The sequence below is a fragment of the Actinomadura formosensis genome, from assembly GCF_050948385.1.
In the GTDB taxonomy this organism is placed as follows: Bacteria; Actinomycetota; Actinomycetes; order Streptosporangiales; family Streptosporangiaceae; genus Spirillospora; species Spirillospora formosensis.
On sequence record NZ_CP192011.1, the window covers coordinates 2,594,002 to 2,617,720 of the forward strand.

Sequence of the window (23,719 nt, forward strand, 5' to 3'; positions counted from 1 at the left end):
TGGTGGGCGCTCCACCGGGTGCGCGGTATTCATTTAGCCTGGGCTAAATGATTGAGTTCGTGTTCGCGCCGGACGATGTGGCCCGCGTCCGGTTCGCGTTCTCGCCGCTGTGGGAGATGGTGCTGAGCCTGCGGGTGCTCGGCGACCCGTCCGGGCACGCGCTGCACCTGCCCTGGGTGCACGCCGTCCGGCCCCGGCTGCGCGGGCTCGATCTGGAGCCGCTGCTGGAGGTGGTCCCGCCCACCGGGTACGCCCCCGACTTCCTGACCCCGCCGCCGGAGAGCCCGCTGCCCGACCTGGCCGCCGAACTGGAGACCGTCCTGGCCACTCCACCCGACGTGGTCGTGGCCGAACTGCTGAGCGGCGACCGGGTGCGGCGGCCGGGACGGCGGCGCGCGGAGATGGCCGCCGACCCCGGGCGCACCCTCCGGACGCTCGTCGGCCTCCTCGAACACTACTGGGCCGCCGCCGTCGAGCCGTTCTGGCCGCGCATCACCGACCTGCTGGAGGGCGACGTGCTGCGCCGCACGCGCGCCCTGACCGCGTCCGGCACCGCCGGGGTGTTCGGGGACCTGCACGAGACGGTCTCCTGGCGCGCCGGGACGCTGTCGGTCGAGCGGGCCTGGAGCTTCCGCGGCGAGCTCGCCGGACGCGGGATGCTGCTCGTCCCGAGCGTGTTCGTGTGGCCGAGCGTGTCGGTGATGGTGCCGCCCTACCAGCCGCTGCTCAGCTACCCGCCGCGCGGTGTGGCGACGCTCTGGGAGACCGGGCGCCCGGCCGGGGCCCGGGAGGAGGCGCTCGCCGCGCTCATCGGCCGCCGCCGCGCCGCCCTTCTGGCCGCGCTCGCCACACCCGCGTCGACCACCGATCTGGCCGGGCGGCTGGGCGTGACGGCGGGAGCGGTCAGCCAGCATCTCGGTGTGCTGCGCGCCTGCGGGCTCGTCACCGGGCACCGGATGGGACGCCGTGTCCTGTACGTCCGCACGCCCGCCGGTGACGCCCTCGCCGGCGGTCAGGGCAGCGAGGCGAGCGCGTCCACGCGCGGCGTGCCGGGCTCGTAGCGGCCGGTCTCGGCGAGCCAGTCCAGGTGGGCGCGCGGGACGGCCAGCAGCACCGTGACGACCTGCGCGGCGGCGGCGCGCTGCGCGACGGTCAGCTCCAGCCGGTCGAGCATCGCGGGCAGCCGCCGCGCCGCCGTGCCCGCCTCCTCCAGCCGGTCGGTGATCTTGCCGGTGACCGCCGCGGCGGCCTGCGCGGCGTCCAGCCCGTGCGCCCGGGACAGGACGGCGGGCAGGTCGTGGACGTCGCCGCGGGCCGACTCCAGATCGTGCGAGGCGAGGTCGTTGGACCAGGCGACGGCGTCCGCGACGCCGTCGGTGAGGGTCTTCCACGGGGGTGTGCGCAGCAGCCGCGCCGGCAGTTCGACCCCGAGGACCGGCTCGATCAGGTCGTACAGGAACGGCGCGCACGCCCGGCGGCGCAGCGGCGCGTACTCCGCCTCCGTCGGGACGTGCCGGATCCGGCGGTTGACCGCCTCCTCCGCGCACCCGTCCCGGTGCGCCTCCAGTCGCAGCCCGAACCGGCGCCGCCAGTCGCGGCTCATGCCCCTGGACGTGGTGGCGTGCCACAGCTCCACCAGCGCCGCCTCCAGCGGACGGGCACCCGGACGGGGGTGGCCCCGCCGCATCGCGCGCAGCAGGTCGTCGTACAGGGCGTGCACGGCGCTGCCGCTGCCCGCGAACGGCGCCCGGTCCAGCGTGTCGTCCAGCGCGAGCGCCCAGGTCAGCCAGCGGGCGAACAGGTCCACGCCGGCGGGGCCTGCGGAGGGGAACGCGCGGGCGGCGAGCCGGCCGCAGCGGGCCCGGCCGAGGGGCGAGGCGTCCGGATCCGCGATTACCAGGCCCAGGTCGCGTGCCCAGCCCTCCACCTGCGCGCACAGCCGGCTCGACTCAGGATGCACGGCCGACGGGGTCGCCAGCGCGCTCACCCGGTCGGCCGTCGAGAGAAGAAGAGAGATGTCCACGGCCCTGCCCACGCTAACGATCACTTCGCCGGGCGAGCGGGACCGGCACGTCAAATCCCGGGAAACGGATCTCCATGAACGGTCATGGAACCGGCCGCCCCGATCCGGCCGCGACACGGATCGGGGAGGGTGAGTAGTCGGATATGTTCCGGTCAGCGGGAATGGTCAGGCGTAACGTCGCGGTAACAGCCGCCGGGCATACTTCGAGGTGGGCCGGACCGTCTCTCGCGGCCGGCATGAGTCCCCGCCCCATGTCGCCGGCAGGGCAGTATCGAGGGAGAAGGCTTTGGAGCGTCAGCAGGAGTTCGTGCTCCGCACGCTGGAGGAGCGCGACATCCGCTTCATCCGGCTGTGGTTCACCGACGTGCTCGGGTTCCTGAAGTCGGTGGCCGTCGCCCCCGCCGAACTGGAGGGCGCCTTCGGCGAGGGCATCGGCTTCGACGGGTCGGCGATCGAGGGCTTCGCCCGGGTGTACGAGGCCGACATGATCGCCAAGCCGGATCCGTCCACGTTCCAGGTGCTGCCCTGGCGGTCGGAGTCGCCCGGCGTGGCCCGCATGTTCTGCGACATCCTCATGCCGGACGGGGCGCCGAGCTTCGCCGACCCCCGGTACGTCCTCAAGCGGGCGCTGGCCCGCGCCGCCGACCTCGGGTTCACCTTCTACACCCATCCCGAGATCGAGTTCTTCCTGCTCAACGACCGGCCGGAGGACGGAAGCGAGCCCGAGCCGGCGGACGCGGGCGGCTACTTCGACCACACCCCGCACAGCGCCGCGCACGACTTCCGGCGCAACGCGATCATGATGCTGGAGGCGATGGGCATCTCGGTGGAGTACAGCCACCACGAGGGCGCCCCAGGCCAGCAGGAGATCGACCTCCGGTACGCCGACGCGCTCACCACCGCCGACAACATCATGACGTTCCGGCTGGTGATGAAGGAGGTCGCGCTGGAGCAGGGCGTGCACGCGACCTTCATGCCGAAGCCCTTCACCGAGCACCCCGGCTCGGGCATGCACACCCACATGTCGCTGTTCGAGGGCGACCGCAACGCCTTCTACGAGCCGGGCGCGGAGTACAAGCTGTCCAAGGTCGGGCGGGCGTTCATCGCGGGGCTGCTGCGGCACTCCGCGGAGATCACCGCGGTGTGCAACCAGTGGGTCAACTCCTACAAGCGGCTGTGGGGCAACGTCGGGTCGGCCGCCGGCGCCGGGGGAGAGGCCCCGTCCTACATCTGCTGGGGGCACAACAACCGGTCCGCGCTCGTCCGCGTCCCCATGTACAAGCCGCACAAGGGGCACTCGACCCGCATCGAGTTCCGGTCGCTGGACAGCGCCGCGAACCCGTACCTGGCGTTCGCGGCGATCCTCGGCGCCGGGCTCAAGGGCATCGAGGAGGGCTACGAGCTGCCGCCGGGCGCCGAGGACGACGTGTGGGCGCTGACGCCCGCCGAGCGGCGCGCCCTCGGCATCGAGCCGCTGCCGCAGAACCTGGACGAGGCGATCCACGCGATGGAGCGCAGCGAGCTGATGGCGGACGTCCTCGGCGAGCACGTGTTCGACTTCTTCCTGCGCAACAAGCGGCAGGAGTGGGAGGAGTACCGGCGGCAGGTGACCGAGTTCGAGCGCAGGCGGCTGCTGGCGGTGCTCTGAGCGGGCCGCCGGATTACGGTTGGTCCTGTGACCGAGTCGCGGACTCCCGAACGCCGTTCCTCCCTCGCCGGGCGCCTGGCACGGCTCGGCTTCACCGACGTGCCCCGCGCGGAGCGGCTGCTGCGCGCCGCCGAGCGCGCCGCCGGCTCCCGGCCCGGCGACGACCTGCTCGACGCCCTCGGCGGCACCGCCGATCCCGACCTCGCGCTGGACGGGCTGCTGCGCCTGCTGGAGTCCGCCGATGACGGGCTGCGCGCGGCGCTCGCCGACGAGCCGGGGACGCGGGAGCGGGTCACCACCGTCCTCGGGGTGAGCGCCGCGCTCGGCGACCATCTGGCCCGGCACCCCGGCCACTGGCGGGTACTGCGCGACGGCCCGGGCGCGCCGGCCGGGAGCCCCCGGGACGACCTGCTGGCCGCCGTGGGCGCCGACCCGTCCGCCGGGGAGCCCGTCGCCTCCGCCGGCGACGCCCTCGCCGCCCTCCGGGTCGCCTACCGCCGGCGTCTGCTCGCCCTGGCCGGACGCGACCTCATCGGCGTCGCGGACGTCGCCGAGGTCGCCGCCGAACTGGCCGACCTCGCCGCCGCCGCGCTCGAAGCCGGGCTCGCGATCGCCCGCGCCGGCGTCCCCGGGCACGACACCTGCCGGCTCGCCGTGATCGGCATGGGCAAGTGCGGGGGCCGCGAGCTGAACTACGTCAGCGACGTCGACGTGGTCTTCGTGGCCGAGGCGCGCGAGGGCCGGGACGAGGCCGCCGCGCTGCGCACCGCGACCCGGCTGGCGTCGGCGACGATGCGGGCGTGCTCGGCCGGCACCGAGGAGGGCGCGCTCTGGGAGGTGGACGCGGCGCTGCGTCCCGAGGGCAGGGCGGGGCCGCTCGTGCGGACCCTCGCCAGCCACCGCGCCTACTACGAGCGGTGGGCCGAGACGTGGGAGTTCCAGGCGCTGCTGAAGGCCCGCCCCGTCGCCGGGGACGCCGATCTCGGCGCCCGCTACCTCGACACGATCACCCCGATCGTGTGGAAGGCGGCCGAGGGGGAGAGCTTCGTCGAGGACGTCCAGGCCATGCGGCGCCGTGTCGAGGCCGACCTGGGGCGGCGCACCGCCGACTCCGAGCGGCAGCTCAAACTCGGCCCCGGCGGGCTGCGGGACGTCGAGTTCTCGGTGCAGCTGCTCCAGCTCGTGCACGGCCGCGCCGACGAGACGCTCCGCAGCCCGACCACGCTGGACGCCCTGGCCGACCTGTCGCGGGGCGGCTATGTCGGACGCGACGACGCGGCGGCGCTGGCCTCGGCGTACCGGTTCCTGCGGCGGGTGGAGCATCTCGTCCAGCTGCACCGGCTGCGCCGGACCCATCTCGTCCCGGCCGACGAGGACGGCCTGCGCCGCCTCGGCCGCGCCCTCGGGCTGCGCACCGACCCGGTCGGGGAGTTCACCGCGCTGTGGCGGCGGCACGCCCGCGAGGTCCGCCGCATCCACGAGAAGCTGTTCTACCGGCCGCTGCTGCGGGCCGTGGCGCGGCTGCCGGGGGAGGAGGCGAGGCTCACCCCGCAGGCGGCCCGCACCCGGCTGGAGGCGCTCGGCTACGCCGACCCGGCGGGCGCGCTGCGGCACATCGAGGCGCTGACCGCGGGCGTGTCGCGGCGCGCCGCGATCCAGCGGACGCTGCTGCCGGTGATGCTCGGCTGGTTCGCCGACGCGCCCACCCCCGACGCGGGCCTGCTCGGGTTCCGGCAGGTCAGCGAGGCGCTCGGCACCACGCCCTGGTATCTGCGGCTGCTGCGCGACGAGGTGGGCGTCGCCGAGCGCATGGCGTGGGTGCTCGGGTCCAGCCGGTACGCCACCGACCTGCTGCTGCGCGCCCCCGAGGCGGTCGCGCTGCTCGGCGGCGACGGTGACCTGACCCCGCGTGCGGGCGCGGCGCTGCGCGCGGAGGCGCTGGCCACCGTCCGGCGGCACGCCGAGGGGAGCCGCCCGGCCGAGGAGGCGGTCGGCGTGCTGCGCGCGCTGCGCCGCCGCGAGCTGTTCCGGGTCGCCGCCGCCGACCTGCTCGGCCTGGCCGGCGTCCGGACGGTCGGGGAGGCCCTCACCGGCATCGCGACCGTCACGATCGAGGCCGCCCTGCAGGCCGCCGCGACCAAGATCGAGATGCGGTCGGGGGAGCCGCTGCCGACCCGGCTGGCCGTCGTCGCGATGGGCCGGTTCGGCGGCCACGAACTCGGCTACGGCAGCGACGCCGACGTGATGTTCGTGCACGAGCCGCTGCCCGGCGCGGACGAGGGCGCGGCCGGACGCGCCGCCCACGCGGTCGCCGAGGAGCTGCGCCGCCTCCTCGCGCTGCCCGCCCCCGACCCGCCGCTCGTGGTCGACCCGGACCTGCGCCCGGAGGGCCGGCAGGGGCCGCTGGTGCGGACGCTGGCGTCCTACGCCGCCTACTACGCCCGCTGGTCGGAGCCCTGGGAGGCGCAGGCGCTGCTGCGCGCCGACCCGCTGGTCGGGGACGAGGGGCTGCGCGAGCGGTTCCGCGCGCTGATCGACCCGGTCCGCTGGCCGGAGGACGGCATCGACGACGACGCCGTCCGGCAGATCCGCCGGCTGAAGGCGCGGATGGAGTCCGAGCGGCTGCCGCGCGGCGCCGAGCGGCGGCTGCACACCAAGCTCGGGCCGGGCGGCCTCGCGGACGTCGAGTGGGTCGCGCAGCTCCTCCAGCTTCAGCACGCCCACGAGGTGCCGGGGCTGCGCACGACCCGCACCCTGGACGCGCTGGACGCGGCCGTCCGGGCCCGGCTGCTGGACGCCGCCGACGCCGACGTCCTCGCGCGGGCGTGGTGCCTGGCCACCCGCATCCGGGGGGCGATCACGCTGGTGCGGGGCCGCGCGTCCGACCTGCTGCCGACCGATCACCACCGGGAGCGCAGCGCCGTCGCCCGCGTCCTCGGCTATCCGGGGCCGGGGGACCTGCTGGAGGACCACCGCCGCCACACCCGCCGCGCGCGGGCCGTCGTCGACCGCGTGTTCTACGGCTCAGACTGAGCCGCCGCGTACTCCCGGGGAAGTAGCTACTCCCGGTGCGGTAGGCCGGTCAGGAGCGGCCCGTGCGGCAGGCGGCGGAACCCGCCCTGGAGCCGCCCGCGGACCGCCCGGTGCGCTGCGCCAGCCGGTGCGTGATCTGGGCCCGCGCGAGGATGAGCGGCACGGGGCACCGCAGGTAGAGGAACCAGGACACCCAGAGGGCGCCGCTGATCAGCGCCATCCCGGCCACCGCGTCCAGCACGTAGTGGTTGGCGGTGGACAGGATCACGAACACGGTCGTCGCCGGGTAGAGCACGCCCAGGACCTTGATCCACTTCTGCGTCGTCAGCCTGACCAGGATGAGCCCGCACCACAGCGCCCAGCCGGCGTGCATCGACGGCATCGCCGCGTACTGGTTGGTCAGGCTCCCGGACGCGTCGCTGGCGTACAGGCCGAGCGAGTGCAGCGCGGTCACCGGGTCGACGAAGCCCGCGGTGTGCAGGAACCGCGGCGGCGCCAGCGGATACAGCCAGAACCCGAGCAGCGCCACCCCGGTGGCGAACATGATGGACGTGCGGAGCCACCGGTAGTGCTGCGGCCGGTAGCGGTACAGCCAGACGACGACGCCGAGCGTCACGATGAAGTGCATCGTGGCGTAGAAGATGTTGGCGGCCCGCGCCAGCCACGGCACGGCCAGCAGCGTCTGGTTCAGGTGCAGCTCGACGTCCAGTCCCAGATAACGTTCCAGGCGCATGATCTCGTGGGCGTGGGCGAACGCCGGGGCCGTCCCGTCCTGGACCAGGACGACGCGCGTGAGCGTATATCCGGTGTAGAAGAGCACGACCAGCAGGAGCTCACGCCACACCGGTGGCGCGGCGAGCGCCCGGTGCCGCATTCTCGCGACCCCGTGGCCTCTGCGGACTGCTGGGGGGGCTGGTTGAGCCATGATACCTATCTTTGCCCCACGGCCCCCTGGATGAGATCACCACGCCGGACGGTCTTCATCTCAGTCTTGAGTAGTACGACCCTGAGGGGGCATCCGGACTTTCGGGGGAGGGCCCCGGGGACGCCAGAGTGATCTTCCTTTCCGGGGGACGGGCACGTTTCCGTTACGGGACGACCTGCTCGACCTTCATCGGTTCGCGCAACGCGCTGCCGACCGTGCAGTACTTCGCGTGCACGCGCCCGGCGACGGCCTTCAGCACGTCCTCGGCCTTGTCATCCCCCGCGGGGAGTTCGACATCGTAGGTGATCGTGATCGTGCCCAGCATGCTCGTCGCGATCTTGTCCGCCTGGACGGTCGCGGCGAGCCGCGCCATCCGGTGCCCGCGTTTGGCCGTCAGCGGCTCCACGGTGACCAGCTCGCAGCCGCCGAGCGCCGCCAGCAGCAGCTCGACCGGTGTGAAGACGCCCTCGGTGTCCCCGTCGCCGATCGCGACCCGCGCGCCCCGCGCGTTGACGGCCTGGAACCCGTCCTCGGTGCGCTCCACCCTGACCTCGGCCATGACATCCCCTTCCGATCGTCTGATCTTCGCCACGTCAACACGGGCGTCCCGGCTGTTCTTCCCCTGTTTCAGGACGCGCCCAGCCGCTCCCGCTCCTCCGCGACGATCTGCCGCGCGAGCTCCTGCTGGGAGATGTCGACCGCGTCCGGGGTCCGCTCCGCCAGATCGCTGCGCCGCGCGTACTCGTCGAACAGCCTGGTCTTGACCTGGAGGATCTCCAGCATCCGCTCGTCCACCGTGCCGGGAGTCAGCAGCCGGTGCACCTGCACGGTCCGCACCTGCCCCATCCGGTGCGCGCGGGCGACCGCCTGCGTCTCCATGGTCGGCTTCACCTGCGGCTCGCAGATGATCACCACCGAGGCGGCCTGCAGGTTCAGCCCGACCCCGCCCGCCTGGATCTGCGCCAGCAGGACGGCGTGCCCGCGCTCGCGGGTGAACGCGTCCACGATCTCCTGGCGGCGCGGCACCGGAGTGCCGCCCGAGATCGGCCCGCGCGCGTGCGGGCCGAGGGCGTCGCGGACGGCGGCCAGCACGTCCCGGAAGTAGGAGAACACCACGACCTTCAGCTCGTTCTCGGCGGCCTCCTGGACCAGTTCCCGCAGCCGGCCGAGCTTGGCCGACCCGTCCGGGACGGCGTACGCGGCGCGGCGCATCGCCATGAAGTTGCCCTCGATCACCGCGGCCCGGTAGGCGGCCTCGTCCGCCGCGCTGAACTCCTCCCACTCGTCCACGTGCACGACCTCGGGCAGCTCGACGAGCACGTCCTGCTGGTTGCGCCGCAGGTAGACCGGCGCGACCGCCGACCGGAACGCCCGCGCGCCCATCGCCGCGTCCCCCGGGCGGATCCGCTCGGCCGTCTCGGGACGCAGGTGGGCGACCAGGCTGCGGAACTCCTCCACCCGGTTCTCCATCGGGGTGCCGGTGAGGAAGAGGACGTGTTCCGTCCGCCCGCACCACGCGGCGACGGCCCGCGCCCGCCGCGTCTCGTGGTTCTTGGCGTAGTGGGCCTCGTCCACGACGAACATGCCGAGGCCGACGCCGTCCGGGACGTCGAGGCTGTGGAGCGTCGCCAGCGTCGTCACCGCGATGCCGCCCTCCGCGATCCAGCTGCGCTGCGCCGCCGCCCGTCCGCCGCCGTGCAGCGGATGCGCGGCGATCGAACTGCGCGTCTCGATCTCCCGGACCCAGTTGATCAGCACGCTCGCCGGGCACGCCACCAGGAAGTGCGTCGCGCCCTCGGCCCGCAGATGGGCGATCGCGGCGATCGCCTGGATCGTCTTCCCCAGCCCCATCTCGTCGCCGAGGACCACCCGCCGCTGGGCGAGCGCGAACCGCGCCCCGAACGACTGGTAACCGCGCAGCGACACCCGCCGGAACGTGTCGTCGAGCGGCTGCGCCTTGACGCGTGCCGCCAGATCACCCGGGAGGAAGCCTTCGGCGGCGTCCTGCTCGGGCTCCAGCGCGGCCAGCTCGGCGAGGAGGGTCTGGTAGTCGGACGCCCGCAGCTCGAAGTCGATCCACGCCTCGTCCGGCGAGACGTGCGGGCGCAGCAGATCCACCGACGCCTGCGAGATCAGCAGCCCGGTGCCCCGTGCCCGGCGCAGGGCCTCCGCCAGCTCGCCGACCGCCCGCCGGGCCCGCTCCCGCTTCGCCGGCCGCGCGAGGACCCGCCGCCACCACGACCCCGCCGGGCGCGCGTCGTGGACCAGCGGCCCGATCCGCTCCTCCACCTCCTCGGCGGCGGCGCGGGCGCGCGCCAGCTCCGGCCCGGCGTCGACCAGCCGGTGCAGCGCCACGACCAGCGGCGTCAGCGCCTCGTCCCGCCGGTCGGCGTCGATCCGGATACCCGCCGACTGTTCCGCCGCCTCCGCCAGGCTCCCCGCCGCCGCGTGCAACTGCTGCGCGGTCTGCGGCCCGATCCCCGGCAGGAGTTGAAGCCGGTACGGGGTCGCGGCGAGGACGTCCGCAACGCTGGTGAACCCCGCCTCCTCAAGCGGCCCGAGGCGCAGCCGCCCGTCCGTGACGTCCTTCAACCGGGCGAGGGGAATCGACGCGAGCTGCTCCCGCGCCGCCCCCTCGCGCAAGGGCGCGAGCGCCCGGTGCACGTCGGCGAGGGCGCGCCGATGGTCGGCCAGCAGCTCACGCGCGGCCCCCAGCAGCGAATGCCCGTCCCGCAGGACGTCCCCGGCCTCGTACGCCATCCCGCTCCTCACCCGAAATCCCCGCACATCATGCCAGGTCCCCATCCGGCCGTTCTCCGGGAAATCCACGGCGCCCACGCCTAGCCTGGAAGCGGCGGACGGCGGAGGCGACGATGTTCGATGATCTGGCGGGGAAGAGGACCGGCGAGCGCATTCAGCTCATTCGCGAGCGCCGCGGCCTGACACGGCCGACGCTGGCCGGGCTTATCGGGAGATCCGCGTCCTGGCTCAAGGGCATCGAGAACGGCCGCCGCCTCCCGCCCCGCCTGCCCACCCTGGTCAGGCTGGCCGAGGCGCTCGGCGTGGGGGACGTCGCGCTGCTCGCGGGAACCGACATGAACATCGGCGATGCGGCGTCCATACCGCTCGCCTCGTTCTCCCGCATCCCGCACGCCGCGATCCCGGCGATCCGCGACGCCGTCCGGGAACCGCTGCTCGCCGTCGCGGACACGCGTGCCGATGTCCCGGCGCTGGCGGCCCGCACCTCGCAGGCATGGCGGCTCTGGCACGGCTCGCCCACCCACCGGACCGACGTCGGGCGGATCCTCCCCTCCCTCCTCCGGGACGCCCGTATCGCGGCCAGGGTCACCGCAGGCGAGGAACGCAGGACCGCGAACGCGGTCCTGGCCGACGTCTACGCGCTCGTCCAGCACGAACTCGTCTGGGCGGCCGAACCCGAACTCATCTGGGTGGTCGCCGACCGCGGCGTGACCGCCGCCCACGCCGCGGACCGGCCGATCCCGCTGGCCGGGGCCGCGTGGACGCTGGCGATCGTTCACCGATCCATGGGCGACGTGGACGGCGCGCTGCAACTCACCGGTGAGGCGGCCGACCTTCTGCGGCCCCGCCTTGAAGACGGCCCCGTGGAACTCCAGGCCATGTGCGGCGCACTGCACCTCCATGCGGCCACGTCCAGCGCCCGGGACGGCCGGGAGGGCGACGCGCTCCGCCACCTCGACGAGGCCCAGGCGATCGTGGAGCGGCTCCCTCCGGGCTACCACCACCCGTGGACGCAGTTCGGCGCGTCCAACGTGGCGGTACACGCGGTGTCCGTCCGTGCTGATCTGTCCAAGTCCACGGCCGCGCGCGACGAGGCGCGCCACATCGACCCGGACACGATCCCGAGCCGTGAACGCCGTGCCCGCCTCATGGTGGAGACGGCCCGCACCTACCACCGGCAGCGCGACCACTCCGCCGCGCTGGACTGGCTGGAACGCGCCTACCCGGTGTGCAACGACTCGGTGCACTACTCGCCCGAGGCACGGCAGATGGCCTCGGACGCCGTGGACCACGGCGGCCCCATGATCGACCGCCGCGCCCGCACCTTCGCGCGCCTCCTCGGCCTCCCCGTCTAGCGGCACTCCGCGTCCCGCGCCGAGGGGCGCGAACCGCACCCCTCCACCTACGGTCGCGGACTGCGCCTCCTCCTCTGCGTGACGGAGCGCATGCTCTCCGTCACGTGACGAACACGAGCAGGAGGGCGCGTTGCGCATGCCGTGCAGGAAAGAGCCACCAGAGTTGTACGCGTGGGACGTCCGCGCGTCCGATGCCGGGCAGGGCGGGGTGACCGATGACAAGGACCGCGCGATCCGGAACGTGCACCGGGCGCTGCGGGACTTGGAGCCGCGGGGCCGGGGGAAGGTGCGGCGGGTCGCGCTCGCGCCGGACGGCACCCCCCGGTACGTCGACCTGCGCACGGTCGGTGAGGCGTGGCTGGACGAGGCCACCGGCGCGATCGTCTGGCGCACCGGATGAACGCCCCGTACTTCCTCGACCGGCTGAGCGAGGCCCTGACCGCGGACGGCTGGCACGCGACGCGGCGCTACGCGGAGTCCCCTCCCCGGCTGCGGATCTTCGCGCCCGACGCGCCGGTGGTCGGGGAGAGCATCCGGGTGAAGGCGGGCGTGGGCGGCGTGCCGTGGTTCATCTCCTCCACCGGCGTCCCGCTCGCACCGTGCCACGACCCGGCCAGGGCGTGCGCGGAGATCGCCGCGCGGCTCCCCGCACCCGCCCGCGCCCCGGCGCCCCCGCCACGGTGGCGGGACCGGGTGCGGACCGTCCTCAGGTGGCGTAGGGGTCGGTCAAGGTCATGGGCGTGCCCGCGATGCCCAATGCGTCCTGCGGGAAGCGGGGCCCGGCGGTGTAGTAGCGGGCTCTCGTTCGTCCGACCGGGGCCAGGATCTCGGCGGCGACGAGGTCGCGGAGGTCGCGCTGAGCCTGCTGGAGACTGAGCCCTTCGGCGTGCTCGTAGCGCAGGCGGCGGACGCGGCCGCTCATGGCGACGTCGTGCAAGGCTGAGATGTTCCGCTCGTCCCGGCCGGTCCGCTCCACGAACGCGGCCAGCGCCTTCCAGACCCCGGCGGCTCGATCGAAGCGGCCCCGTACCGTCTGGGCCTGCTGGTGGTACGCGGTGAGGTTGAACCGGACCCAGTTCGAGACGTCCTGGTCGGGAAGGTATTTCGCGCCTCGGCCGGCGAGTTCGCGGTAGTACTCCCAGGTGTTGCCCGGCCGTCCGAGCCAGGCCTCGATGGAGGAGAACTCGGGGGCCAGCACTCCCTCCCGGGCGATCACCAACGTTTGCAGGGAACGGGACATGCGGCCGTTGCCGTCGGCCCAGGGATGGATCGAGACGAGGTGGAGGTGGGCCATCGCCGCCCGGACCAGCGGATGGGCATCGTCCTCGTCGTTGAGCCAGTCGACCAGCTCTTGCATGAGGGCGGGGACCTCGTCGGCGTCCGGTCCCGTGTAGGCGGCGATGCTCGGGTCTCGTGCGTCGGTGATGTAGACGGGGCCGCGGCGCCACTGCCCGGCGGGCTTGCGCGGGGCGTGGCGGTGTCCCTGGAGCATCCAGTGCAGGGCGTTGAGGAACCCCTTGCCGTAAGAGAAGTCCTCGACGTCGTGAAGGCTCTGGATGTAGGTCATCATCCGCTGGTAGGCGAGAGTCTCTTCGCGGTCCTCCTCGGAGACCTCGACGTCACGTTCGCCTTCCATGAGGTCCTCGACGTCCACCGTGGCGACCTTGAAGCCCTCGATGGAGTTGGACGCCGCTACGGCGTCGGCGGTGAGGAACTTCCGCAACCCCTGCGTCCACTTCGAGGGGGCGGCGCGCACCTGGTGCCGAAGTGCGTCGCGCATCCGCTCGATCTCGCCGAGTACGCGCTTGTCCTCGCGGGTGAGCGCAGGGGTCGGGAACAGCATGGAAGTGATGATAGTTTGACGCAATCATTGCGTCAAACTCAGATGTCGTAGTAGAGCTCGAATTCGTGGGGGTGGGGGCGGAGGCGGATGGGGTCGAGTTCGAACTCGTTCTTCATGGTGATCCAGGTCTCGATGAGGTCGGGGGTGAAGACGCCGCCCTCAAGGAGGTAGTCGTGGTCGGACTCCAGGGCCGCGAGGACCTCGGGCAGGGAGCCGGGGACCTGGGGGATGGCGCGGGCCTCCTCGGGCGGGAGCTCGTAGAGGTCCTTGTCGATCGGCTCGGGGGGCTCGATCTTGTTGCGGATGCCGTCCAGGCCGGCCATCAGCATCGCGGAGAAGGCCAGGTACGGGTTGCAGGACGGGTCCGGGACGCGGAACTCGACGCGCTTGGCCTTCGGGTTCGAGCCGGTGATCGGGATGCGGATGCAGGCCGAGCGGTTGCGCTGGGAGTAGACCAGGTTGACCGGGGCCTCGAAGCCCGGGACGAGGCGGTGGTAGCTGTTGACGGTGGGGTTGGTGAAGGCCAGCAGGGACGGGGCGTGCCTCAGCAGGCCGCCGATGTAGTAGCGGGCGTTGTCCGACAGGCCCGCGTAGCCGACCTCGTCGTAGAACAGGGGCGCGCCGTCCTTCCAGAGGGACTGGTGGCAGTGCATCCCGGAGCCGTTGTCGCCGAAGATCGGCTTCGGCATGAACGTGACGGTCTTGCCGGCGGCGCGCGCGACGTTCTTGACGATGTACTTGTAGAGCTGGAGCTGGTCGGCGGTCTTCAGGAGGGTGTCGAAGCGGAAGTCGATCTCGGCCTGGCCGGCGGTGCCGACCTCGTGGTGCTGCATCTCGACATGGATGCCGGCGGCCAGGAGCTGCGCGACCATCTCCGAGCGCAGGTCGGTGTAGTGGTCCATCGGCGGGACGGGGAAGTAGCCGCCCTTGTAGGGGGGCTTGGCGCCGAGGTTGCCGCCGGGCTCCTCGCGGCCGGTGTTCCACGCGCCCTCGACCGAGTCGAGGTAGTAGTAGCCGGCGTTCGGCCTCGTTTCGAAGCGGACGTCGTCGAAGATGTAGAACTCGGCCTCCGGGCCGAAGTAGCAGGTGTCGGCGATGCCGGTGCCGCGCAGGTAGTCCTGCGCCTTCTTCGCCACGTTGCGCGGGTCGCGGCTGTAGGGCTCGCCCGTCAGCGGGTCGTGGACGAAGAAGTTCAGGTTCAGGGTCTTGTGCTGCCGGAACGGGTCCACGACGGCGGTGCTCGGGTCGGGGAGCAGGAGCATGTCCGACTCGTGGATCTCCTGGAAGCCGCGGACGGACGAGCCGTCGAACATCAGCCCGTCGGTGAAGACGCTCTCGCCGAAACTCTCCACCGGGAACGTGAAGTGCTGCATCTTGCCGGGCAGGTCAACGAACCGGCAGTCGACGAATTGCACACCCTCGCTGCTGATGTAGCTCAGGACGTCTTCGGCGTTGCTGAACATCCGGCCTCCTCTGAGCGCTTCTCGGCTTCCTGAAAGCTATGGCGGCACCGTTTCCCGGTCGTGTCTCATATGTTTCCGCCGTGTTACGCGTCATGCCCGGCGCGGGGGAGGCCCGTCGGGGCCACCGAAAGGACGGGATAGCGTAGAGGCCATGAGCAGTGGTAAAGGGCGGCAGGAGGCGGCCCGGCCGCGGTGGACGCAGACGTGGCTGAGCGGGGCGGGCGCCGCGGGCGCCGACCTCGGCCGTCCCGGTGAGCGGCTCGGCCTGCCCGGCGGCGGCAGCGGCGCCGTCGCGTCCTACGGCCGGCGGCTCGTCGCGCTGTTCGTCGACTGGGGCCTGTCGATGCTGGTGGCGAGCCTGCTCGCGCGCCAGTTCGGCTGGGAGCAGGCCGATCGCAGCCTGTGGACGCTGGTCATCTTCGGTGCCCAGGCGTGGATCCTCACCGCGTTCCTCGGCACGACGATCGGCAAGCGGCTGTGCGGTATCCGGGTCATGCGGCTGGACGGACGGCCCGTCGGCCTCGGCTGGGCCCTGGCCAGGACGGCGCTGCTCCTCCTCGTCCTGCCCGCGCTGTTCTGGGACCGCGACTACCGGGGCATGCACGACCGCGCCGGCAACACGGTCGTCGTCAACAGCTAGCCGGGAAACGAGAAAGCGCCCCCGCGGGGGCGCTTTTCCCATGTCGCGTCAGCGCATCTTCGGCTTCGGGCCCTTCGGCATCTTCGCGCCCTTCGGCTTCGGGCCCTTCGGCATCTGCATCGACCGGGGGAGCGCCTGCAGCCGGTCGTTCAGTTCCGCGACCTGCCCCTTGGTCAGGTTGCGGGGCAGCTTCATCAGGTGGCGCTGCAGCTTGTCGACCGGGATCTGGCCCTCGTCGGTGCCGACCTGCACGTCATAGATCGGCACCTGCTGCGCGGCGCGGGAGATGCGCTTCTTCTCCGCGCCGAGGAGCTGGCCGACGCGGTTGCGGGGGCCCTCCGACACCAGCACCACCCCGGGACGGCCCACCGCCCGGTGCACCATGTCGAGGTTGCGGTTCCCGCTGACGGCCTCGGTGACCGTCCAGTTGCCGCGCATGTTCTTCAGGATCGCGGCGGCCGCGCCCGGCTGCCCCGCGATCACCTTGTACTGTGCGCGCTGCGCCAGCTGCCCGAAGACGATCAGGCCGACGGCGAGCGCGGCCAGGATGGCCAGCGGCACGAAGAACCACAGCTGGCCGATGAGCAGCCCGATGAGGATGACGACGACCAGGGTGCCGATCGCCGAGGCGAACACGATCGGCAGGGCCTTCGGGTCGGCTTGGCGCAGCACCTGGGCGACCATGCGGATCTGCTTGAAACGGCCCGGACGCTCCTGGGCCCCGTCCGTCGGCTTTTTCGACATGGCCCCAAGGATAGACGGGTCGCCCCCCTGACCCGACAACCCCCGCCCCGTCAGGAGCGCGCTTCGACGGCCTGCTTGTAGAGGCGCCCGGCGCGGTAGCTGGACCGGACGAGCGGCCCGGACATGACGCCCGCGAAGCCGATCTCCTCCGCCTCCGCCGCCAGCTCCACGAACTCCTCCGGCTTCACCCACCGCTCGACCGGGTGGTGGCGGGGGGTCGGCCGCAGGTACTGGGTGATCGTGACCAGCTCGCAGCCGGCCTCGTGCAGGTCGCGCAGCGCCTGCGAGATCTCCTCGCGCGTCTCGCCCATGCCGAGGATCAGGTTCGACTTGGTGACGAGACCGTCCTCACGCGCCTTGGTGAGGACCTCCAGCGACCGCTCGTACCGGAACCCGGGCCGGATCCGCTTGAAGATCCGCGGGACGGTCTCCACGTTGTGCGCCAGCACCTCCGGCCGGGCCGAGAACACCTCGGCGAGCCGCTCCGGCACGTTGTTGAAGTCGGGGATGAGCAGTTCCACGCCGCAGCCGGGGACCGCCGCGTGGATCTGCCGGACGGTCTCGGCGTACAGCCAGGCGCCGCCGTCCTCCAGGTCGTCGCGGGCGACGCCGGTGACGGTCGCGTACTTCAGGCCCATCGCCGTGACGGACTCGGCGACGCGGCGCGGCTCGTCGCGGTCCAGCGCCTGCGGCCGGCCGGTGTCGATCTGGCAGAAGTCGCAGCGCCGGGTGCACTGGTCGCCGCCGATCAGGAACGTGGCCTCCCGGTCCTCCCAGCATTCGTAGATGTTGGGGCAGCCGGCCTCCTGGCACACCGTGTGCAGGCCCTCGGATTTCACCAGTCCGCTGAGCTCGCGGTACTGCGGGCCCATCTTCAGCCGCGTCTTGATCCACTCGGGCTTGCGCTCGATCGGGGTCTGGCTGTTGCGGGCCTCGATACGCAGGAGCTTGCGCCCCTCGGGTGTCACCGTCGTCACGCGTCCCAGACTACGTCCCGATCTCCGGTGGCGGCACACCGGCCGGGGCCGTCCGATGGGGCCTCAAAGCCGTATCGGAGGGATCTCGAACGTATGACAGTACCCCGTTCCGCTGGCGGATTCGCGTGTTTCGGCCATGTTCACCAGCGGATCTCTCTAGGGTGACTCCCTGTCGTCACGCAACAGCGTTAGCAGGAGGACCGCAGTGGGGCTGGCAATGTCGTACCTCAGGGTGCCGCCGGTGCTGGAGGGAGAGTCGGATCCCGGCCGCATCGCCCGCCACATCTTCGGTGCCGCCGACTGGCGCCGCCGCGGCGCACCGGGACTGTTCGAACTCGGTTGGGCGTGGCAGGCCGTGCACTACCTCGTCACCGGCGACCCGTGGGACGGGCGGCAGCCCGAGGCGGACGTCGTGTGCGGCGGGCGGCTGCTCACCGAGGACGGCACGGACGAACTCGGCATGGATGTGATCTACCTCGCACCCGACCGGGTCAAGCCCACCGCCGACCACCTGGTCGCGACCCCGTTCGGCGCGGTCGCCGGACGCTACGACCCGGCGGCGATGGGCAAGGCCGGCGTGCAGGACGCGGGCAGGCTGGACGCCGCCGCCCGCGACAGGGTCCTCAAGCCCGCCTACGAGGGCCTGACCGAGTTCTTCAAGGCCGCCGCCGGGGACGGGCAGGCCGTCTACAAGGTCATGGCCTGAGCCTCCGGGGGCGTGCCCCCGGAGGGATGCGCCGTGGTCAGACGCCGAGCTGGGCCGTGGTGCGGTGGAGCGTCTCCGCCGCACCGAGCGCCGCCGCCAGGTGCCGTTCGACCAGCGGGACGATCTCGGCGACGGTGACGCTCCGGCCGAGTTCGCGGCTGAGGTTGGTCGACCCGACGTCCCGGATGCCGCAGGGGACGATCTTGTCGAACCAGCCCATGTCGTTGTCGCAGTTGAGCATGAAGCCGTGCATCGCCACGCCCCGCGCCACCCGGATGCCGATGGAGCCGATCTTGCGGTCCGGGGCGCCGGGCACCCACAGCCCGCTGCGGCCCTCCACCGTGACGGTCTTCAGGCCGAGGTCGGCGCAGACGTCCATCATCATCTGCTCCAGCTGCCGCACATACCCCACGACGTCCTTCGGGTCGGGCAGCCGGACGATCGGGTAGCCGGTGAGCTGCCCCGGCCCATGCCAGGTGATCTTGCCGCCGCGGTCCACGTCGACGACCGGGGCGCCCGGGTCGCCGAACGGCCGGTCGAGCGCCTCGGTCCGCTTGCCCGCCGTGTAGACCGGCAGGTGCTCCAGCAGCAGGACGGTGTCGGGGATCGCGTCGTCCACGCGCAGCGCGTGGGTGCGTTTTTGCAGCTCCCATCCGTCCTCGTAGGGGACGGCCGCCGTGCCGAACCCCGCGTGCACCACCACCAGCTCGCGTACGTCCACATCGCTCACCCGGCCAGCTTATGCCTCGCGCGGGCGGGGGCGCGTCAGAGGTCGGCGAGCAGGCGCGGCTCCAGCCGGGTCTCCTTCGCGCTTCCCGGCCCGTCCGGTTCGACGCGGTAGGCGCCCGCCTCCTGCCGGTACGAGACGGCCTGGACGAACTCGGTGCCGACGTAGTGCAGCCCCACGGACTCGTCGGCCGCGTACCCGCCCGGCAGCGTCCCCTCCCCGACGAGCTGCTGCAGCAGCGGGCGGCGCTGCGGCTCGCTGTCGTAGTGCACGCCGCACGAGTACGGCAGCAGGCCGAGGCCGTCGAGCATCGGGGTGAGCTGCGGCCCGAAGGAGTCGGTGGTGCCGCCGACGTGCCAGCACAGCGCGCCGGCGCTCTGCCCGGACAGCACGATGCCCTCCTGCCACGCATCCCGCATGATCTCGTCGAGCCCGTGCAGCCGCCACAGCGCGAGCAGGTTCGCGACGCTGCCGCCCGACACGTAGATGAGGTCCTGGGTGAGCAGGTACGCCCGGATGTCGGAGACGTTCGGCATCGGGAACAGCGCGAGGTGGCCGACCTCGGCGTCCATCGAGGAGAACGCGGAGTAGAAGCGGGCGACGTACTCGGCGCCGTCGCCGACCGCCGTCGTCAGGAAGCAGACCCGCGGCCGGTCCTGCCCGGTCAGGTCGAACGCGTAGCGCAGCAGCGGGCTCGGGACGATCCCGTCCCGGCCGTCCGGCAGGAACGTGCCGCCGCCGATCGCGAGGATGTGCGGCTGTCCGTCAGTGCTCATTCACCCTCCTCTTAGGCTCGTGGTCAAGCCGTCTCAATGTCACCGTATGGTCACCCATTGGGGCCGGCCGGGTCTTTGACGAGTCTTGGGATTTACAGGACGGCGGGTTCACAGAACGGCGGCGAGAGCCTCGTCCACGGTCTCGTGCGCGAACCGGAACCCGGCTCCGGCCAGCCGCCGCGGCAGCACCCGCTGGCTGACCAGCGGACCCTCCCCGGCGAACTCGCCCAGCGCCGCCCGCAGCACGAACCGCGGCACCGCCAGCCGCACCGGACGGTGCAGGGCCCGGCCGAGCGCCCTGGTGTACTCCGCGTTCGTCACCGGGTTCGGGGCGGTCAGGTTGACCGGCCCGTCGAGGTCGTGGTCGATGAGGAACCGCAGCGCCGCGACCTGGTCGGCGAGGGAGATCCAGCTCGTCCACTGCCCGCCGCCGCCCAGCGTGCCGCCCAGGCCGAACTTGAACAGCGGGAGCGTCCGCCCGAGGATTCCGCCCTCACGCGCCAGCACGACGCCGGTGCGGGGGAAGGCGACGCGGACGCCCGCCTCCCGCGCGGGCGCGGCGGCGGCCTCCCAGTCGCGGACGACCCCGGCGAGGAAACCCCGCCCGGCGGGGGACCGCTCGTCGACTTCGCGCCCGCCGGTGTCGCCGTAGTAGCCGATCGCCGACCCGCAGACCAGGACCCGGGGCCGCGGGTGCGCCGCCGCGATCGCCTCCGCGATCGTCCGGGTGCCGACGATCCGGCTGTCCCTGATCTTCTGCTTGTACGCCTTCGTCCACGGCCGGTCGCCGACCCCGGCGCCCGCCAGGTGGACGATGGCGTCCGCGCTCAGCGCCTCCTTGTCGACGCATCCGTCCGCCGGTGACCAGCGCGCCTCGTCCGGCCGCGCCGGCTCCCGCCGGACCAGCCGGACGACGTCGTGGCCGTCCTCCCGCAATGACTGCACCAACGCCGAGCCGATGAGGCCCGACGAGCCCGTGACGGTGACCCTCATCCCTCCACCCTAGGCGGACGCCGCCGCCGAACGCTGAGATTCTCAGCGCACTCCCGGGTTTCCCCGGACGTGCGGAACCCCGCCGGCCGTGTGGCGCGGCGGGGTCGCGGGGCCCGGATCGGGACGGGATCAAAGACCGAGGTCGGCCTCGAAATTGCCCTCCTCCAGGCGGTGCTTGACCGTGGCGAGGAAACGGGCGGCGTCCGCGCCGTCGATCAGCCGGTGGTCGTAGGTCAGCGCCAGGTAGACCATCGACCGGACCGCGATGACCTCGCCCAGCTCCGGGTCGTCGATGACGGCGGGACGCTTCACCACGGCGCCGGTGCCGAGCATGCCGACCTGCGGCTGGTTGAGGATCGGGGTGTCGAACAGCGCGCCCCGGCTGCCGGTGTTGGTCAGCGTGAACGTGCCGCCGGTCAGCTCGTCCGGGCTCACCTTGTTGGTGCGGGTGCGCTCGGCGAGGTCGGCGATCCGCTGCGCGAGGCCGCCGAGGTTCAGCTGGCCCGCGTTGTGCACGACCGGGACCATCAGGCCGCGCTCGGGCACGTCCACCGCGATGCCGAGGTTCTCGACGTCGTGGTAGGTGACCTCGTTGGTCTCGCTGTTGATGACCGCGTTCAGCTTCGGGTGCGCCTTGAGCGCCTCGACCGCCGCCATCGCGAAGAACGGCAGGAACGACAGCTTGACGCCCTCGCGTGCCGCGAAGTCGGCCTTCGCCTGCTCGCGCAGCCGCGCGATCTTGGTGATGTCCACCTCGACCACCGTGGTGAGCTGCGCGGACACCTGCAGCGACTCCACCATGCGGCGGGCGATCGTCTGCCGCATCCGGGACATCTTCTCGGTCCGGCCGCGCAGCGCGAGCTGCTCGGCCGGGGCGGCGGCGGGCGCCGGGGCGGCGTGCCGGCCGGCCGGGACCTGCGGCGCGGCCGGGGCCGGCGCCGGCGCGGCCTGCTGCTGGGCGGCCTGCTGCGCCGCGCGGGCGGCCTCCAGGACGTCCTGCTTGCGGATGCGGCCGCCGACGCCGGTGCCCTTCACCGCGCCGAGGTCGACGTTGTGCTCGGCGGCGAGCTTGCGCACCAGCGGCGTCACGTACGGGCCTTCGGCCGGGGCCTCCGGCTGGGCCTGCTGCCGGGCCGCGGGTGCGGGCGCGGGCGCCTGCGGGGCCGGCTGCTGCGGGGCCTGCTGCGGCGCCGGGGCGGGCGGCGTGGGCGGTGCCGCGGGCTGCTGCTGCGCGGGCGGCGGCCAGGCGGCGGGCGGCGGCGCCTGCTGCTGGGGCGCCTCCTGCGGCGGCGCCTGCGGGGCGGGCGCCTCCTGCGCGGGCGCCTGCTGCTCCGCGGCGGCCGGGGCGCCGCCGGTGGACGGCGCGGCGCCCTCATCCCCGATGACGGCAAGTTCGGCGCCGACCTCGACGGTCTCGTCCTCGGCGACGGTGATGCTGGTCAGGATGCCCGAGGCGGGCGAGGGGATCTCGGTGTCGACCTTGTCGGTCGACACTTCCAGGAGCGGCTCGTCGGTCTCGACGCGCTCGCCCTCCTTCTTGAGCCAGCGGGTGACGGTGCCCTCGGTGACGCTCTCGCCGAGCTGGGGCATGGTGACGGAGACCGGCATGTCTCAGCGACTCCTTTTGAATACTGTGCGGCGTTCAGCCGTGCACATGCAGTGGTTTGCCGGCGAGGGCGAGGTGAGCCTCGCCGACCGCCTCGGACTGGGTCGGGTGGGGATGGATCAGCTGGGCGACCTCGCCCGGCAGGGCCTCCCAGTTGTAGATGAGCTGGCCTTCCGCGATGAGCTCGCCGACGCGCGCCCCGACCATGTGCAGGCCGAGGACGGGACCGTCCACGGCCGCGATCACCTTGATCTCGCCCTGCGTCCCCAGGATCTTGCTCTTGGGGTTGCCGGCCAGGTCGTAGGTGACCTCCTTGATCTGGTACCCGCGCTCGCGGGCCACCGCGGACGTGATGCCGACCGAGGCCACCTCGGGGTCGGAGTAGGTGATGCGCGGGACGCCGTCGTAGTCGATCGGCGGCGGGGTGAGCCCGCTCAGCCGCTCGGCGACGAGGATGCCCTCGGCGAACCCGACGTGCGCGAGCTGCGGCGTCGGGATCAGGTCGCCGACCGCCGAGATCGTGGGGACGCTGGTCCGGCAGTACTCGTCGACCTTGACGAACCCGCGCTCGGTCTCGACGCCGACCTCGGCCAGGCCGATGGCGTCGGAGACGGGGCCGCGCCCCACCGCGACGAGCAGCAGCTCCGCCTCGATGGTCTTGCCGCCTTCGAGGGCGACGGAGACGCCGCCCTGCGTCGCCTTGACGCTCTCGAACCGGGTGCCGAGCTCGAACTTGATGCCGCGCTTGCGGAACGCGCGCTCCAGCCGTTTGGAGCTGGACTCCTCCTCCAGCGGCAGCAGGTGCGGCAGCGCCTCCACGATCGTGACCTTGGCGCCGAACGAGCGCCACACGCTGGCGAACTCGACGCCGATGACGCCGCCGCCGAGGATGACGACCGAGGCGGGGACGTGCTCCAGCCGCAGCGCGTGGTCGCTGGAGATGACGCGCTCGCCGTCGATCTCCAGGCCGGGCAGCGACTTCGGCGCCGACCCGGTGCCGAGGACGATGTGCCCGCCCTCGATCGTCGTGGCCTGCCCGTCGGCGCCGGTGACCTCGACCGTGGTCGGGCCCGTCAGCCGCCCCGTGCCGTGGACGACCTCGATGCCCCGGGACTTGATCAGCCCGGTGAGGCCCTTGACGGTCGTGGAGACGACCTTGTCCTTGTAGGCGTTCACCCCCGCGATGTCGATGCCCTCGAACGTGGTCTTGACGCCGAACTTCGCCGCCTCGCGGGACTGGTCCGCCACCTCGGCCGCGTGCAGCAGCGCCTTGGTGGGGATGCAGCCGCGGTTGAGGCACGTCCCGCCGAGGGTCTCGTCCCGCTCGATGAGCGCGACCGACTTGCCGAGCTCGGCGGCGCGCAACGCGCACGCGTAACCGCCGCTGCCGGCACCTAGGACGACGATGTCGAAGGGGCCGCTGTTGGCCACTGGACGCTCCCTTTCGCCTGAGGTGGCACCGCGTGGATCGCGGCGCCGCGGGCGGGGCGCACCGTCGCC

The 23,719-nt window shown here is 72.8% G+C and carries 20 protein-coding genes; 7 read left to right on the forward strand and 13 right to left on the reverse strand.

All coding sequences use genetic code 11. The features are described 5' to 3' along the window. The first annotated feature begins 47 nt into the window (after nt 1-47). Nucleotides 48-1,061, forward strand: a complete 1,014-nt coding sequence (locus tag ACQP1N_RS12270; protein ID WP_067806958.1) for an ArsR/SmtB family transcription factor — start codon at nt 48-50, stop codon at nt 1,059-1,061. Here the strand turns inward: ACQP1N_RS12270 and ACQP1N_RS12275 are convergent. After that, entirely contained in the window at nt 1,013-2,023 is a 1,011-nt protein-coding gene (locus ACQP1N_RS12275; RefSeq protein WP_433231233.1) for a terpene synthase family protein, read from the reverse strand. The genes ACQP1N_RS12270 and ACQP1N_RS12275 overlap by 49 nt on opposite strands. A 286-nt stretch (nt 2,024-2,309) precedes the next feature. On the opposite strand from ACQP1N_RS12275, the gene glnA (ACQP1N_RS12280) reads away from it, so the two are divergent. After that, nucleotides 2,310-3,671 carry a type I glutamate--ammonia ligase gene (gene glnA, locus ACQP1N_RS12280; protein ID WP_433231235.1) on the forward strand — a complete coding sequence of 454 codons (1,362 nt, stop codon included), beginning with the start codon at nt 2,310-2,312 and terminating at the stop codon, nt 3,669-3,671. Between the two features lie 27 nt (nt 3,672-3,698). Beyond that, nucleotides 3,699-6,704 carry a bifunctional [glutamine synthetase] adenylyltransferase/[glutamine synthetase]-adenylyl-L-tyrosine phosphorylase gene (locus tag ACQP1N_RS12285; protein WP_067805776.1) on the forward strand — a complete coding sequence of 1,002 codons (3,006 nt, stop codon included), beginning with the start codon at nt 3,699-3,701 and terminating at the stop codon, nt 6,702-6,704. A 49-nt stretch (nt 6,705-6,753) separates the two neighbouring features. Here ACQP1N_RS12285 and ACQP1N_RS12290 read toward each other — a convergent pair whose 3' ends face one another. The 3 genes from ACQP1N_RS12290 to ACQP1N_RS12300 all read right to left on the reverse strand — a co-directional run bounded on the left by ACQP1N_RS12290 (nt 6,754) and on the right by ACQP1N_RS12300 (nt 10,389). Next, nucleotides 6,754-7,578 carry a phosphatase PAP2 family protein gene (locus tag ACQP1N_RS12290; protein WP_242608868.1) on the reverse strand — a complete coding sequence of 275 codons (825 nt, stop codon included), beginning with the start codon at nt 7,576-7,578 and terminating at the stop codon, nt 6,754-6,756. 214 nt (nt 7,579-7,792) lie between these two features. After that, complete coding sequence (locus tag ACQP1N_RS12295) at nt 7,793-8,188, reverse strand: OsmC family protein (protein WP_067805773.1); 396 nt, start codon at nt 8,186-8,188, stop codon at nt 7,793-7,795. Between the two features lie 68 nt (nt 8,189-8,256). Beyond that, nucleotides 8,257-10,389, reverse strand: coding sequence for a DEAD/DEAH box helicase (locus ACQP1N_RS12300; protein ID WP_433231238.1), 2,133 nt, complete (start codon nt 10,387-10,389; stop codon nt 8,257-8,259). Nucleotides 10,390-10,502: 113 nt separating this feature from the next. Between ACQP1N_RS12300 and ACQP1N_RS12305 the strand changes: the two genes are divergently transcribed. Both ACQP1N_RS12305 and ACQP1N_RS12310 read left to right on the forward strand, forming a co-directional pair. Beyond that, on the forward strand, nt 10,503-11,744 hold the full coding sequence (locus tag ACQP1N_RS12305) for a helix-turn-helix domain-containing protein (protein ID WP_433231240.1): 1,242 nt from the start codon (nt 10,503-10,505) through the stop codon (nt 11,742-11,744). Nucleotides 11,745-11,880: 136 nt separating this feature from the next. After that, nucleotides 11,881-12,144 (forward strand): hypothetical protein, encoded by a 264-nt coding sequence (locus ACQP1N_RS12310; RefSeq protein WP_433231243.1) that lies wholly within the window; start codon nt 11,881-11,883, stop codon nt 12,142-12,144. A 306-nt stretch (nt 12,145-12,450) separates the two neighbouring features. Here ACQP1N_RS12310 and ACQP1N_RS12315 read toward each other — a convergent pair whose 3' ends face one another. After that, nucleotides 12,451-13,587 carry a Fic family protein gene (locus ACQP1N_RS12315; protein WP_433231245.1) on the reverse strand — a complete coding sequence of 379 codons (1,137 nt, stop codon included), beginning with the start codon at nt 13,585-13,587 and terminating at the stop codon, nt 12,451-12,453. Nucleotides 13,588-13,625: 38 nt separating this feature from the next. Beyond that, nucleotides 13,626-15,050: a type I glutamate--ammonia ligase gene (gene glnA / locus ACQP1N_RS12320; RefSeq protein ID WP_433231247.1), complete on the reverse strand. Its 1,425-nt coding sequence runs from the start codon at nt 15,048-15,050 to the stop codon at nt 13,626-13,628. A gap of 151 nt (nt 15,051-15,201) precedes the next feature. Between glnA (ACQP1N_RS12320) and ACQP1N_RS12325 the strand changes: the two genes are divergently transcribed. Next, complete coding sequence (locus tag ACQP1N_RS12325; protein WP_433231249.1) at nt 15,202-15,690, forward strand: RDD family protein; 489 nt, start codon at nt 15,202-15,204, stop codon at nt 15,688-15,690. A gap of 48 nt (nt 15,691-15,738) precedes the next feature. Here the strand turns inward: ACQP1N_RS12325 and ACQP1N_RS12330 are convergent, their stop codons facing one another. Beyond that, complete coding sequence (locus ACQP1N_RS12330; RefSeq protein WP_433231251.1) at nt 15,739-16,434, reverse strand: DUF4191 domain-containing protein; 696 nt, start codon at nt 16,432-16,434, stop codon at nt 15,739-15,741. Between the two features lie 50 nt (nt 16,435-16,484). Then, on the reverse strand, nt 16,485-17,411 hold the full coding sequence (gene lipA / locus ACQP1N_RS12335) for a lipoyl synthase (protein WP_433231253.1): 927 nt from the start codon (nt 17,409-17,411) through the stop codon (nt 16,485-16,487). A 217-nt stretch (nt 17,412-17,628) separates the two neighbouring features. Between lipA and ACQP1N_RS12340 the strand changes: the two genes are divergently transcribed. Next, nucleotides 17,629-18,117: a DUF1877 family protein gene (locus ACQP1N_RS12340; RefSeq protein ID WP_433231256.1), complete on the forward strand. Its 489-nt coding sequence runs from the start codon at nt 17,629-17,631 to the stop codon at nt 18,115-18,117. Between the two features lie 37 nt (nt 18,118-18,154). On the opposite strand, the gene lipB is transcribed toward ACQP1N_RS12340, so the two are convergent. The 5 genes from lipB to lpdA form a co-directional block, all read right to left on the reverse strand. Then, nucleotides 18,155-18,847, reverse strand: coding sequence for a lipoyl(octanoyl) transferase LipB (gene lipB / locus ACQP1N_RS12345; RefSeq protein WP_433231258.1), 693 nt, complete (start codon nt 18,845-18,847; stop codon nt 18,155-18,157). Nucleotides 18,848-18,882: 35 nt separating this feature from the next. Further along, nucleotides 18,883-19,620, reverse strand: coding sequence for a Type 1 glutamine amidotransferase-like domain-containing protein (locus tag ACQP1N_RS12350; RefSeq protein ID WP_433231261.1), 738 nt, complete (start codon nt 19,618-19,620; stop codon nt 18,883-18,885). A gap of 108 nt (nt 19,621-19,728) precedes the next feature. Beyond that, entirely contained in the window at nt 19,729-20,613 is an 885-nt protein-coding gene (locus ACQP1N_RS12355) for a TIGR01777 family oxidoreductase (RefSeq protein WP_433231263.1), read from the reverse strand. Nucleotides 20,614-20,742: 129 nt separating this feature from the next. Then, nucleotides 20,743-22,221: a 2-oxoglutarate dehydrogenase, E2 component, dihydrolipoamide succinyltransferase gene (gene sucB, locus ACQP1N_RS12360; RefSeq protein ID WP_433231266.1), complete on the reverse strand. Its 1,479-nt coding sequence runs from the start codon at nt 22,219-22,221 to the stop codon at nt 20,743-20,745. A gap of 34 nt (nt 22,222-22,255) precedes the next feature. After that, on the reverse strand, nt 22,256-23,650 hold the full coding sequence (lpdA, locus tag ACQP1N_RS12365) for a dihydrolipoyl dehydrogenase (protein WP_433231269.1): 1,395 nt from the start codon (nt 23,648-23,650) through the stop codon (nt 22,256-22,258). Nucleotides 23,651-23,719: the final 69 nt, after the last annotated feature.

Bases quoted from the DNA above. Each gene is read 5' to 3' on its own strand.
- sucB (WP_433231266.1), bottom strand. From the start codon at position 22,221: ATGCCGGTCTCCGTCACCATGCCCCAGCTCGGCGAGAGCGTCACCGAG.
- ACQP1N_RS12270 (WP_067806958.1), top strand. From the start codon at position 48: ATGATTGAGTTCGTGTTCGCGCCGGACGATGTGGCCCGCGTCCGGTTC.
- ACQP1N_RS12295 (WP_067805773.1), bottom strand. From the start codon at position 8,188: ATGGCCGAGGTCAGGGTGGAGCGCACCGAGGACGGGTTCCAGGCCGTC.
- ACQP1N_RS12305 (WP_433231240.1), top strand. From the start codon at position 10,503: ATGTTCGATGATCTGGCGGGGAAGAGGACCGGCGAGCGCATTCAGCTC.
- ACQP1N_RS12355 (WP_433231263.1), bottom strand. From the start codon at position 20,613: ATGAGGGTCACCGTCACGGGCTCGTCGGGCCTCATCGGCTCGGCGTTG.
- ACQP1N_RS12330 (WP_433231251.1), bottom strand. From the start codon at position 16,434: ATGTCGAAAAAGCCGACGGACGGGGCCCAGGAGCGTCCGGGCCGTTTC.
- ACQP1N_RS12310 (WP_433231243.1), top strand. From the start codon at position 11,881: ATGCCGTGCAGGAAAGAGCCACCAGAGTTGTACGCGTGGGACGTCCGC.
- ACQP1N_RS12315 (WP_433231245.1), bottom strand. From the start codon at position 13,587: ATGCTGTTCCCGACCCCTGCGCTCACCCGCGAGGACAAGCGCGTACTC.
- glnA (WP_433231247.1), bottom strand. From the start codon at position 15,050: ATGTTCAGCAACGCCGAAGACGTCCTGAGCTACATCAGCAGCGAGGGT.
- ACQP1N_RS12340 (WP_433231256.1), top strand. From the start codon at position 17,629: ATGTCGTACCTCAGGGTGCCGCCGGTGCTGGAGGGAGAGTCGGATCCC.
- ACQP1N_RS12350 (WP_433231261.1), bottom strand. From the start codon at position 19,620: ATGAGCACTGACGGACAGCCGCACATCCTCGCGATCGGCGGCGGCACG.
- ACQP1N_RS12300 (WP_433231238.1), bottom strand. From the start codon at position 10,389: ATGGCGTACGAGGCCGGGGACGTCCTGCGGGACGGGCATTCGCTGCTG.
- ACQP1N_RS12325 (WP_433231249.1), top strand. From the start codon at position 15,202: ATGAGCAGTGGTAAAGGGCGGCAGGAGGCGGCCCGGCCGCGGTGGACG.
- ACQP1N_RS12290 (WP_242608868.1), bottom strand. From the start codon at position 7,578: ATGCGGCACCGGGCGCTCGCCGCGCCACCGGTGTGGCGTGAGCTCCTG.